The organism is Rhodanobacteraceae bacterium (assembly GCA_024234055.1).
Lineage (GTDB): Bacteria > Pseudomonadota > Gammaproteobacteria > Xanthomonadales > SZUA-5 > JADKFD01.
On sequence record JACKOW010000004.1, the window covers coordinates 216,793 to 228,100 of the forward strand.

General features: G+C 64.9%; 13 protein-coding genes. 5 read left to right on the forward strand and 8 right to left on the reverse strand.

The features are described 5' to 3' along the window. Nucleotides 1–122 precede the first annotated feature (122 nt). The 5 genes from H7A19_10175 (at nt 123) to H7A19_10195 (ending at nt 4,967) form a co-directional block, all read left to right on the forward strand. Nucleotides 123–1,304, forward strand: coding sequence for a thiolase family protein (locus H7A19_10175; protein MCP5475189.1), 1,182 nt, complete (start codon nt 123–125; stop codon nt 1,302–1,304). Between the two features lie 201 nt (nt 1,305–1,505). Next, nucleotides 1,506–1,862 (forward strand): hypothetical protein, encoded by a 357-nt coding sequence (locus tag H7A19_10180; GenBank protein MCP5475190.1) that lies wholly within the window; start codon nt 1,506–1,508, stop codon nt 1,860–1,862. 92 nt (nt 1,863–1,954) lie between these two features. Further along, entirely contained in the window at nt 1,955–2,344 is a 390-nt protein-coding gene (locus tag H7A19_10185) for a hypothetical protein (GenBank protein MCP5475191.1), read from the forward strand. A 242-nt stretch (nt 2,345–2,586) separates the two neighbouring features. After that, complete coding sequence (locus H7A19_10190) at nt 2,587–4,194, forward strand: methylcrotonoyl-CoA carboxylase (protein MCP5475192.1); 1,608 nt, start codon at nt 2,587–2,589, stop codon at nt 4,192–4,194. Between the two features lie 23 nt (nt 4,195–4,217). After that, nucleotides 4,218–4,967, forward strand: coding sequence for a hypothetical protein (locus H7A19_10195; protein MCP5475193.1), 750 nt, complete (start codon nt 4,218–4,220; stop codon nt 4,965–4,967). Nucleotides 4,968–5,118: 151 nt separating this feature from the next. On the opposite strand, the gene H7A19_10200 is transcribed toward H7A19_10195, so the two are convergent. The 8 genes from H7A19_10200 to H7A19_10235 form a co-directional block, all read right to left on the reverse strand. After that, nucleotides 5,119–5,439 carry a DUF962 domain-containing protein gene (locus H7A19_10200; protein ID MCP5475194.1) on the reverse strand — a complete coding sequence of 107 codons (321 nt, stop codon included), beginning with the start codon at nt 5,437–5,439 and terminating at the stop codon, nt 5,119–5,121. Between the two features lie 407 nt (nt 5,440–5,846). Next, complete coding sequence (gene mazG / locus H7A19_10205) at nt 5,847–6,647, reverse strand: nucleoside triphosphate pyrophosphohydrolase (GenBank protein ID MCP5475195.1); 801 nt, start codon at nt 6,645–6,647, stop codon at nt 5,847–5,849. Further along, nucleotides 6,625–7,458 carry a 3'(2'),5'-bisphosphate nucleotidase CysQ gene (locus H7A19_10210; GenBank protein MCP5475196.1) on the reverse strand — a complete coding sequence of 278 codons (834 nt, stop codon included), beginning with the start codon at nt 7,456–7,458 and terminating at the stop codon, nt 6,625–6,627. Before H7A19_10210 ends, mazG begins: the two co-directional genes overlap by 23 nt. Next, entirely contained in the window at nt 7,455–8,006 is a 552-nt protein-coding gene (gene nudE, locus H7A19_10215) for an ADP compounds hydrolase NudE (protein MCP5475197.1), read from the reverse strand. The genes H7A19_10210 and nudE overlap by 4 nt, the downstream gene beginning before the upstream one ends. Nucleotides 8,007–8,083: 77 nt before the next feature. Further along, on the reverse strand, nt 8,084–8,935 hold the full coding sequence (locus tag H7A19_10220) for an inositol-phosphate phosphatase (protein ID MCP5475198.1): 852 nt from the start codon (nt 8,933–8,935) through the stop codon (nt 8,084–8,086). Then, nucleotides 8,854–9,630 (reverse strand): type II secretion system protein N, encoded by a 777-nt coding sequence (gspN, locus tag H7A19_10225; protein MCP5475199.1) that lies wholly within the window; start codon nt 9,628–9,630, stop codon nt 8,854–8,856. The genes H7A19_10220 and gspN overlap by 82 nt, the downstream gene beginning before the upstream one ends. Before the next feature lie 28 nt (nt 9,631–9,658). Continuing rightward, nucleotides 9,659–10,135: a type II secretion system protein M gene (locus tag H7A19_10230; protein ID MCP5475200.1), complete on the reverse strand. Its 477-nt coding sequence runs from the start codon at nt 10,133–10,135 to the stop codon at nt 9,659–9,661. Further along, nucleotides 10,132–11,295, reverse strand: a complete 1,164-nt coding sequence (locus tag H7A19_10235) for a hypothetical protein (GenBank protein MCP5475201.1) — start codon at nt 11,293–11,295, stop codon at nt 10,132–10,134. The genes H7A19_10230 and H7A19_10235 overlap by 4 nt, the downstream gene beginning before the upstream one ends. Nucleotides 11,296–11,308 lie beyond the last annotated feature (13 nt).

Below are 11,308 nucleotides of genomic sequence, written 5' to 3' on the forward strand. Positions count from 1 at the left end.
TTGCGAGTCACGATCTCCTGCCCGCCCTGCGCACGCGACCAATGGCCGAGAGTCAAATCCATGCTGCACTGCCATAATGCGGCCCCCACCGCCTGCGCGCGGGTCGAAGTCAGAGGTCAAGCATGAGTTCGTCCAATGTAGTGATTGTCGGCGCCAGGCGCACCGCCATCGGCTCGTTCAACGGTGTCTTTGCCGGCGTGCCTTCGCCCACACTGGGTGCCACCGCCATCAAGGCGGCACTGGAATCTGCGGGTGTTGATCCCGCGGACGTGTCCGAAGTGCTGATGGGTTGCGTGCTGCCGGCCGGACTCGGTCAGGCGCCGGCTCGCCAGGCTGCCTTGCAGGCAGGCATTCCCGTGAGCACCGGCTGCACGACTCTGAACAAGGTCTGCGGTTCCGGGATGAAGGCACTGATGATTGGCCACGATGCCATCAAGGCCGGATCGGCCGAGATCGTCGTCGCTGGCGGCATGGAATCGATGACCAACGCCCCATATCTGCTGCAGAAGGCCCGATTCGGTTATCGCTTCGGACACTCGGAAGTGCTTGACCACATGGCACTGGACGGCCTGCAGAACGCAGCCGACCGTCGGGCCATGGGCGAATTCGCCGAATTGTGCGCTGGCAAGTACACCTTCACACGGGAAGAACAGGACGCCTATTCGGCCGAATCGGTGCGGCGTGCCCTCGCCGCCCAGGCCAATGGCGATTTTGCTGACGAGATCGCCCCGGTGACGGTGGCCGGGCGCAAGGGCGACGTCGTAATCAGCGCCGACGAAGAGCCGCCAGCCTGCAATATCGACAAGATTCCGAGTCTGCGCCCGGCGTTCAAGAAGGACGGCACGGTGACCGCCGCCAGCTCGTCGAAGATCTCTGACGGCGCCGCAGCCCTGGTGCTGACCAGCACCGAGGCGGCCGCCGCCCGCGGACTCACGCCATTGGCGCGGGTGGTGGCCCATGCCACTCACTCGCAGGAACCCGAGTGGTTCACTACTGCACCGGTTCAGGCTATCGCCAAGGTGCTGGCCAAGGCCGGCTGGAGCCATGAGCAGGTCGATCTGTTCGAGATCAACGAGGCGTTCGCGGTAGTCGCGATGGCACCGATCCGGGAGCTCGGACTGGACCCAGCCAAGGTCAATGTCAACGGCGGCGCCTGCGCGCTCGGCCATCCCATCGGCGCCAGCGGCGCCCGCCTGCTGGTAACGCTGCTGCACGCCCTGAAGCGACGAGGCGGCAAGCGTGGCGTGGCATCACTCTGCATCGGCGGCGGCGAAGCCACTGCGGTGGCCATCGAGATTCTCTGATATCCCTGCCAGGTCAGAACCGCGCAAGCCCTGGAACAGGGTTTGCGCGCTCACAGGACCACGTTTTGCCACCAGCCATGACCATCGGCACTGGTCTTGAGGTGTCAATCGTTATCAGCCCAGTTAGAATGATGTCCGCCGAAGCGACTTCGGTCACCCATCTTCGATGGGTTCCCTCAATCTGATTCAAGGATGGACTGTATGAAGTTCTTCAAGCTCGCGGCCGTTTCTGCGTCGCTCGCACTGCTGGCCGCCTGCGGCGACCAGGGCAGCAACACCAACGAACCGCCAGCAAAGCCTGCGACCCAGCAGGAAGCGCCGGCCACGCCGGCACAGGATGCTGCGGCTGCGATGACCGATGCTGCCAAGGCTGCGGATGCAGCTGCCGATGACATGGCTGCCGCTGCCAGCGATGCTGCCACTGCCGCGACTGACGCCGCAACGGCCGCCGCCGACGAAGCCACTGCCGCCGCCGCAGCTGCCGCGGATGCTGCCGGCGAAAAGATCGACGAGATCAAGGACGAGATGAAGGAAGGCGACAAGCCCTCGGGCGAGTGAGTCTTTCGCCTTGACTTGGCCATGCCCGGCGCAATGCCGGGCATGACCTTTCTGATCTATGCTGGTCGGCCGAAACTCCGCATTGAGTGGGCATGAAGAGCATTCCGCTGTTGTTGATTCCCGCCGTCCTGCTGCACGTGCTGTTGATGGGTGGAAGTGGTGTTGACGCGGCCTGGCTGACGCTGACGCTGCCGTCCGGAACCGAGTTCAGCCTGACCAGCGGCACTGCAGTGCTGGCCATTGCCCTGGCGGCGCTCTTCGTCGAGGTCTTCAAGGCCACTTTCACGGGCCAAGGTTCGCTGATCGATCACATGCTGTCCTTGCTGCTGTTCATCGTGCTGCTGCTCGAATTCCTGCTGTGGCCGGCTGCGGGCAACACGACCTTTGCACTGCTCACCCTGATGGCGCTGGTGGATGTGGTCGCCGGATTTGCGGTCGGCATGGCCGTGGCCCGGCGCGATGTCGGCATCATGCGCGGCTAGGCGCCCGGGACCATCCCCGGACTCTCACCGGACTTATCGCACCCCTTTGATCTACTTGATCGAAAAGAAGGGGCAAGGGGCAGGGGGCAAACCTTGACGCATGATCTGACTGTGCCGCGACGTGGGTTCCCCTGCCCCGTTTGATGCGCGAACAAACGCACGGCCAGGGGCGACCGGGACTCTCACCAAGCGGGCGGGCTAGAATCCGGCGCTACAGCGACCGCAACGCAAGGACTCCCTACATGCCAGCCATCGAATCGCAGGTCGACACCCGCGCCGCCGACTACGCCGCGAATGCCGAACTGATGCGCTCGCTGGTTGCGGATCTGCACCAGCAGTTGCATCAGGTGGCGCTGGGCGGGGGCGAGAGGGCCCGCAACAAGCACACTGAACGCGGCAAGTTGCTGCCGCGCGAACGCATCCGCGCACTGCTGGATCCGGGTTCGGCCTTTCTGGAGCTGTCGCCACTGGCGGCCCACGGCATGTACGACGGTCAGGCGCCTTGCGCTGGCGTCATCACCGGCATTGGCCGGGTGTCCGGCACCGAGGTCGTGATCGTCGCCAACGATGCCACGGTCAAGGGCGGCACCTATTTCCCGATGACCGTGAAGAAGCATCTGCGGGCCCAGGAAGTAGCCCTGGAGAACGCCCTCCCCTGCATCTATCTGGTCGATTCCGGGGGCGCATTCCTGCCGTTGCAGGACGAGGTCTTCCCCGACCGCGAGCATTTCGGACGCATCTTCTACAACCAGGCGCGGCTGTCGGCCCGGAACATCCCGCAGATTGCGGTGGTCATGGGCTCGTGCACGGCTGGCGGCGCCTATGTGCCGGCGATGAGCGACGAAACCATCATCGTGCGCGAACAGGGCACGATCTTTCTCGGCGGTCCGCCACTGGTCAAGGCGGCGACCGGCGAAGTGGTCGATGCCGAGTCGCTGGGCGGCGCCGAGGTGCACACCAGCCGCTCCGGTGTCGCCGACCATTTTGCCGAGAACGATGCCCACGCGCTGGCCATTGCCCGCGAGGTCGTTGCCCACCTGAATCGTCGCAAGCACATGCCACTGGCGCTGCGCGCGCCGCAGCCGCCGCGCTATGCCGCCGAGGAGCTCTACGGCATCGTCCCCCGCGACAGCCGCATCCCTTTCGACATTCGCGAGATCATCGCCCGCATCGTCGACGCCAGCGAGTTCCAGGAGTTCAAGGCCCGCTACGGCAAGACCCTGGTGACCGGTTTCGCCCACATCCACGGCTATCCGGTGGGCATCGTCGCCAACAACGGCATCCTCTTTGCCGAGAGCGCGCTCAAGGGCGCGCATTTCATCGAGCTGTGCAACCAGCGCAATATTCCGCTGGTGTTCCTGCAGAACATCACCGGCTTCATGGTCGGCCGCAAATACGAGAATGCCGGCATCGCCAAGGACGGCGCCAAGATGGTCACGGCCGTGGCCTGCTCGCACGTACCCAAGTTCACGGTGATCATCGGCGGCAGTTTCGGCGCTGGCAATTACGCCATGTGCGGTCGTGGCTACCAGCCGCGATTCCTGTGGATGTGGCCCAATTCGCGCATCAGCGTGATGGGCGGCGAGCAGGCCGCCAGCGTGCTGGCCACGGTTCGCCGCGACGGCTTCGAAGCCGCCGGAAAGGCCTGGTCAGCCGACGAGGAAGAGACCTTCAAGCAGCCGATCCGTGAGCAGTACGAGCGCCAGGGTCACCCCTATTACGCCAGCGCACGCCTCTGGGACGATGGCATCATCGATCCGGCCGACACCCGCCGGGTACTGGGTCTGGCCATTTCCGCCGCCTTGAACGCGCCCATCGAAGCCGAGCGCTTCGGCGTGTTCCGCATGTAGCCTGTCCGGAGTTCAATTCACCCATGTCCTGGCCCTGGAGCACCATTGGCCTGCCCGAACAATCCACGCCGGCGGAAATTCGCGCGGCGCGGGAATCGTGGCTGGCGCAGCAAGGAGCTGAGAGCGATCCCGACGAGCGCAAGCACATCGAGCGCGCATTTCATCTGGCGCTGGAGATCGCCGAGCAACGCGACCCCTCGCATCTGCATCACTCCGAATTTCCGGATCCGTGGAAGGACAGTGATGCAGCAAGTCCGGGACAACTGCCGGCGCTGAGGCCGGAACATCCACCCCTGCCCTCGGCCGACATGCTGGCGACCACGGTGCTGGGACTGGTGCGGCAGTCGCCCGATTTCGACGCTTTCGCCGCCGCCCTGTCGCGGGTGCATGCCTGGCGCGACGAGCAGACCCGGCGCGGCGCCGACGCCTACCTGCGCGACTGGCTGGTCGATGGCGGGCAGTTGAGTGCCATCCAGATCGTGCGATTGTCCCGCGCCTTCAACTGGACGCCCGACAGCGAACCGCTGCAGGAAGAGGAAGTGCGCGACATGGATTGGCGCCGGATCGTCAGCCATGCTCACCATGTCGTCGCGCCGCCGGATCCGGCCTACACCGGCTCCATGGGCCGCGGCTTCCTGATGGCCGGTGGCATTGCAGCGGTTGCATTGACCTTGCTGTTGCTGCCGCGGGTCATGGCTGGCGGCGCGCGCATCCTGATCCCCATCGCCTTCGCTGCACTCTGTGCCTGGCTGCTGATCCGCTGGCGCCGGTAGCCTGGCGACCTGAGCACGAAGGTCAATGTTGTCCGTAGGTCACGTTGCCCCGCAGGGGCTACGTGACGACAGTGCCCCTGAGGCAGGTCACTCGCCGGCACTGCAAGCAAGGTTACTTAGCCCGCTACGCGGCCAACGCGACCTACGCGGGCTAGAACCGGATCCTGCCGATCAGGATGTCCTTGTACATCACCCAGTCGCCGATCAGGCTCCACAGCGGATAGGTGAAGGTGGCCGGCTTGTTCTTCTCGAAGAAGAAATGCCCCACCCAGGCGAATCCGTAGCCCATCAGCGGCATGCCCAGCAGCCACCAGGGATTGCCGCTGTATATCGCCCAGGCCAGCAGCGCCAGCACCCCGGTGCTGCCGATGAAATGCAGGCGCCTGCAGGTGCGATTGCTGTGCTCGCCAAGGTAGTAGGGGTAGAACTCGGCGAAGCTGGCGATGCGTGCAGATTGGGTTTCGGTGCTCATGGGAGTGACCGCGGTTCGACGAGATACATCTTGCGTTGCCATGCGAAGGAAGGCAACCGCCCAGGGCTCAGGCGAAAAGCCGAAGCAAGAGGCCACAGCAGCGGAGCAGGCGCCTCTACCAGAGCTGCGTTATGCGAGGCTGTTGTAGGGCCGAGCTTGCTCGGCAGGGATTGCGGCTTTGCTGCCAGATGCAGAGCCAAAGTCCAGCCAGAGCAGCGGAGCAAGCTCCGCTCTACCAGAGCTGCGGAGTACGAGGCTGTTGTAGTGCCGAGCTTGCTCGGCAGGGATTGCGGCTTTGCTGCCAGATGCAGAGCCAAAGCCCAGCCAGAGCAGCGGAGCAAGCTCCGCTCTACCAGAGCTGCGGAGTACGAGGCTGTTGTAGTGCCGAGCTTGCTCGGCAGGGTGTACTACAGCTCGCCCCGATGATCGGCCTGTCGCGCCTTCGACCATAACCCGTCCTGCTGCTCCAGGGACATCCCCTGCAGGGCCTGGCCGTCGCTCGTCGCCATCGCTTCCATGTGCCGGAAACGGCGCTCGAACTTGGCGTTGGCGCCACGCAGCGCGGCACCCGGGTCAATGTCGAGCTTGCGGGCCAGATTGCACATCACGAACAGCACGTCGCCGAATTCGTCCTGCAGGCGCGCGCGGGGTGCATCGGTGTCGATTTCCTGGCGCAGCTCCGCCAGTTCTTCATCGAGCTTGGCCAGTACCTCGGCGGCATCGGGCCAATCGAAACCCACGCTGGCGGCGCGCTTCTGCAGTTTGCGGGCGCGGATCCATTCGGGCAGACCATGGGGGATGTCGGCCAATACGCTGGGATCGGCCTGATCGCGCTCGGCACGCTTGAGTTCTTCCCAGGCCACCGTCTGCGCTGCTGCATCCTTGACGACGGCATCGCCGAAGACATGCGGATGCCTGCGCACCATCTTGTCGCAGATGGACGCCACCACGTCGTTGAAATCGAAGGCCTGCTGCTCGCTGGCCATCTGCGCATGAAACACCACTTGCAACAACAGATCGCCGAGTTCATCGCGCAGGTCACCGAGCGCGCCGCGCTGGATGGCGTCGGCCACCTCAAAGGCCTCTTCGATGGTGTACGGGGCAATGCTGGCGAAGTCCTGCTCGATATCCCAGGGACAGCCGCGCTCGGGATCGCGCAGCCGGGCCATGATCGCCAGCAGCCGCTCAATCGTGGACGGCGCTGCCATCAATGGCCTCCAGCCAAGGTCGAGTCACATCGCCGAAAGCCAGGAAGTTGTGCACGATCAGGCTGTCGCGCTGGTTGTAGCGCCAGGGCTGACCGCGCTCATCGACGACCTGGCCACCGGCCTGTTCTACGATGCACTGACCCGCCGCCACATCCCACTCACTGCAGCGTGACGCCAGCCGCGCGTAGACATCGATCTCGCCCTGGGCCAGGCGTGCAAACTTGAGGGCACTGCCTTGCGGACAGCGCTCGATCTCTCCCAGCCTGGCGTAATAGGCCTCGACCGCCGGGTGTCCATGCGAGCGACTGGCAGCGACGCGGATCGGCGTGGGACAGGGCTGGGTCACCCTGATCGGATGCCGGCCCTGTACGTCCACCCGCCAGGATCCCATTCCCTGCGCGCCGTACCAGAGGGTGCCGCTCGGCGGATGCATCAGCAGGCCCAGACGGACAATACCGTCTTCGACCAGGGCCACGTTGATGCAGAACTCGCCGTTGCGCTTGACGAACTCGCGGGTACCATCAAGCGGATCGATCAGCCACAGATGGCGCGTATGCAGACGTGCGGCAAACTGTTCCGGCCCGGATTCCTCGCTGAGCACCAGCACGGCGCCATCGAGAGGCGCTATCTCGCGGGTCAGACGCCGATGCGAAGCCATATCGGCTTCGGTCAGCGGCGAGGTATCGGACTTGTGCTCGACGTCGAAGGCACCGCCATAGACTGCCATGATGTCGCCGGCGGCACCGCGGGCAGCGGCGATCACGCCTTCGAGCAGTTGTTCCAGATCTGCCACCGAATAGCGCGATTTCATCGCTGTTCGCGATCCTGCTGCAACCATTCCCGCGCCAGGAACAGCGCCGCCATGGCCCGGCCTTCGCTGAACTCGTCCATGCCGATCAGTTCATGCAAGTGGTTGATGTTCCAGGGCACCACTTCGATCTGTTCGGGCTCATCGCCCTCCAGGCGCTCCTCGTAGAGATCCCGCGCCAGCACCACATGGGCGACATGGCTCATGTAGGTGGGTGCCAGAGACAGGGTGCGCAGGATCAGCAACTCGTGCGCGCCATAGCCGGTTTCTTCCTTGAGTTCGCGCTGGGCGCCTTCCAGCAGCGACTCGCCGGGATCCACCCGACCGCGCGGCAGACCGAGTTCGTAGCGATGCAGGCCAGCGGCGTATTCGCGCGTCAACAACACCGTTTCCGCATCGAGCATGGGCACCATCACCACCACCGGGCGTCCGGAACCGTGGATGCGCTCATAGGTGCGCTTTTCGCCATTGGCGAACTCCAGGTCCATCTGCTCGATCTTGTAGCGCGGTTCGACCAGCCGGGTTTCGTGTATCAGAGGCAGAGCTTTCATGCGCCTGAGTCTAACGTCTGGACGCGGCGCAGACGGTGAAACTGTCGCAGCTGTCAGTGAATTTTCGCCGCATTCGCTCAGACCGACTGCAGCCGTGCCAGCACCTGCGCATGCAGCGCTGGGGTTGCGGCCAGTACGGAGCTCGTGTTCAAGCCGATCTCGCGCCCTTCCAGATCGGTGAACACCCCGCCCGCCTCACGGATGATCGCCACCAATGCCGCAATATCGAGGATGTTGACGTCCGACTCGAGCACAACATCAATGCAGCCTGCGGCCAGCAGATGGTAATGCAGAAAATCGCCGTAGCCGCGCGTGCGATGGGCACCGCGAACCAGATCGGCCAGCACCGACCAACGCGCTCCGCTCGCCAACGTCTTCAGATTGCCGGTGGACAGGCTGGCCTGGGACCATTGCTCCGTAGCCGCCACCCGGATTGGCTTGCCATTGAGGAAGGCGCCGCCGCCGCGGCGGGCCCAGGCGGTTTCGCCATAGGCGCTGGCATGGGACACACCGAGCAGCAGTTCGCCGCGGTACATCAGCCCGATCTGGGTCGAGAACATCGGATAGCCGCGCACGAAGCTCTTGGTGCCGTCGATGGGATCGACCAGCCACAGATAGTCACTGCTGCCCTGATGGCCGCCCTCCTCGCCGTAGATGGCGTGGTCGGGATAGGCCTGCAGCAGAATCTCGCGGATGATCTGCTCGCTGTCCTCATCGGCCTGGGTCACCGGGGTGGCGTCGGCCTTGATCCGCACCGCAACACCCTCGGCGTAATGGCGGTTGATCAATGCTCCTGCGGCCAATGCGGCATTGCGGGCCACGGCCAGCGCCTGATCCAGATCCAGATTCACAAGCTCGCTCCCGGCAGAACGATCGTGCCCTCGACAATCAGCAGGCGCCCGCCCTCGGGGCGCGGCTGGCCTACCCATTGCAGTGCTTCAACCACCGGTCCTTCGCTCACTCGCGGCACCAGGACCACCTCGCTGCGATAGCGGTTCTGGTCGATGCTGGCCTTGCCTTCGATCTGGACTTCGCCATCGCCGTTGTCGCGGACTTCGGCATCGATGCGACCATCCTTGCCTCTGGCCTCGATCAACAAGGTGCCCAGTCGGGCGATGACCTGTCCGCGCACGCCCGCTTCGCGCCATTCGATGCGGGCATCCAGCGCCTGCGGCAAACCGGTGCGCGCCAGAATCAGACTGGCGTCCTGGCTGACCAGCATGCCGGTGGGCTCAAGCTCCGGGATGGCCAGGGCCGGCGCCAGCCAGCCGGCTTCGGTTTCGACATTCAGATGTTCGATGGCGATGTGCTCGGCGTCATGGCGCAGCAGCTCGCCGGCCAGCTTCAGACCCGGACCATCGACCTCCAGGTACAAGCGCGGATTGCCGCCCAACAGCTGCCACGGCGACAAGCGCCACTGCAGGCGCCCAAGCACCTGTCCACGCACGCTGATGCGGGTGGCTTTGCCGTTCCAGACCGTGCCATCCACCCCTTGCAGCCGCACATCCGGCGCGCGCTCGGAGATCCAGCCCCAGGCCACGGCGGCCGGAAAGGTCAGGGCCACTGCAACGGCCGCACTGAGCAGCACGGCCACGATCACCAACAAGATCCAGAAACGCTTCATTGATCTCCAATCCACAATCACTGATGACTCAACGCGAGGCCTGCAGCGTGACTGCCGCGTTGACCATGCCCGGCACCAGCGCGCGATCCACCGACCATTCGCTGATGTCCACACCTTCGTCGCGATCCAGACCCTCGATCCAGGCCGCCATCTGGTCGAAATTGACCCCATCCATGGTCACCCGAACCCGGTCTTCGGCCAGCGGTTCCACCCGGGTTTGCGCAGTCATCAACCCGGCCTGACGGGCCGAGCTGTCGACCAGCGCGAACAGCGAGCGCACCGGTTTGGGCGCGGCAACGACACGCGCCGCCAGAATGGTATCGGCCTGCGCAAAGGCCTCCGCCCGCGCCTTTTCCAATGATTCCACCGCGATCTGCAACTCCACACGCGCCGTCGCCAACGGCCGCAGCACCCACAGCCAGTAGCCCAAGGCCAGCAGCAGCAGTGCCGCCAGAAGCAGCAGGCGGCGCTCGCGTTGCTGCAATCCCGCCCACCAGGCCTTCATGACTGCCTCCGGATGCGCAGACGGCCGATCACCTCATTGCCCTCGTAGGAGGTGCTGCCGATCTCGACCTGCAATTGCGGGTTCAACCGGAACTGTTCGCGCAGACCCTCGAAGCGCGTGGCATCGGGCGCGCGCACGGCAACCTCGAGCGTGCCCGCATCGTAGACAAATCCCTCCAGGACCAGACGGCTGTCGGCCACCAGCAAGGGGGCGATGCCCTTGAGCAGCGTCAGGGCCTCGGCGCGGGCGACGCCGGTGTTGCCCAGTCGATCGTAGGCGACGCGGATCTGGAAGGCCGGATCGACCATGCGCTCGTCGGGACCGAAGACTTCGCGGAACTTGGCTTCGAGCTCGGTCGAGAGCGCGTTTTCGCGACTCTTCAGGCTGTAAACCTCCAGGCCCAGCACCAGCGTGTGCACCCCCAGCGCGATCAGGGCCACGACCGCAGCGATACGCCACCAGCCACCCGCGGCCTGCTGCCTGCCGGCCGGGGCGAAACGACCCTGCAGCAGATCGATCAGACCCTCATCGACCGGCTGCAGGGACAGCCAGCGCAGTACTGAATCGATGTGGTCGGCGTGGACGCCATCGGCACTGCCGGCGGTGGACAGCAGGCGCAAGCCCGTGAGCGGCTCGCCGACCATCATCTCCAGCAGATCGGTTTCACAACCGCCGGCCAGTCCCGAGGGGCTGGCAAAGCTGGCATTGCCCCCGTCCAACAGCGCGTCGGCGCTGCGTCCGGGGCCAAGAAAGGAGGCTTCGGGTATGACCCTGTCCGGCGTCACACCCACGCCGCGCAGTTCTTCCAGCAGTTGCTCAAGCCGCTTGTTCTCGACCACCGCCACCCAGGTGGCGTGACCGCTCAGACTTGCCGGTGCCACGACCTGGAGTTCCGCGACATCGCCAGCCACCCAGTCTTCGGCCAGATAAGGCAGTCCCGTGCGCCATTTGCTGCGCCCGGAACTGGGCAGCGTGACGCGCCGCAGCACCAGACTCTGGTCAGCCCAAACCACCACGGTTTCGTCGACTTTCGGCCAAGCCTGCACGGTGCCGCTGGCGCACACGCCCGGCCCGAGGATCAAGCGACCCTGGCCATCTCGGCACAACCATTCGATGGCGCCGGTCGGCGCCACGCGCAACCACAATCGGGTCAAACTCACAGCGTCAAACCAG

Bases quoted from the DNA above. Each gene is read 5' to 3' on its own strand.
- H7A19_10190 (MCP5475192.1), top strand. From the start codon at position 2,587: ATGCCAGCCATCGAATCGCAGGTCGACACCCGCGCCGCCGACTACGCC.
- H7A19_10195 (MCP5475193.1), top strand. From the start codon at position 4,218: ATGTCCTGGCCCTGGAGCACCATTGGCCTGCCCGAACAATCCACGCCG.
- H7A19_10200 (MCP5475194.1), bottom strand. From the start codon at position 5,439: ATGAGCACCGAAACCCAATCTGCACGCATCGCCAGCTTCGCCGAGTTC.
- H7A19_10230 (MCP5475200.1), bottom strand. From the start codon at position 10,135: ATGAAGGCCTGGTGGGCGGGATTGCAGCAACGCGAGCGCCGCCTGCTG.
- H7A19_10175 (MCP5475189.1), top strand. From the start codon at position 123: ATGAGTTCGTCCAATGTAGTGATTGTCGGCGCCAGGCGCACCGCCATC.
- nudE (MCP5475197.1), bottom strand. From the start codon at position 8,006: ATGAAAGCTCTGCCTCTGATACACGAAACCCGGCTGGTCGAACCGCGC.
- H7A19_10220 (MCP5475198.1), bottom strand. From the start codon at position 8,935: ATGGGTAGGCCAGCCGCGCCCCGAGGGCGGGCGCCTGCTGATTGTCGA.
- H7A19_10180 (MCP5475190.1), top strand. From the start codon at position 1,506: ATGAAGTTCTTCAAGCTCGCGGCCGTTTCTGCGTCGCTCGCACTGCTG.
- H7A19_10210 (MCP5475196.1), bottom strand. From the start codon at position 7,458: ATGAAATCGCGCTATTCGGTGGCAGATCTGGAACAACTGCTCGAAGGC.
- H7A19_10185 (MCP5475191.1), top strand. From the start codon at position 1,955: ATGAAGAGCATTCCGCTGTTGTTGATTCCCGCCGTCCTGCTGCACGTG.
- gspN (MCP5475199.1), bottom strand. From the start codon at position 9,630: ATGAAGCGTTTCTGGATCTTGTTGGTGATCGTGGCCGTGCTGCTCAGT.
- mazG (MCP5475195.1), bottom strand. From the start codon at position 6,647: ATGGCAGCGCCGTCCACGATTGAGCGGCTGCTGGCGATCATGGCCCGG.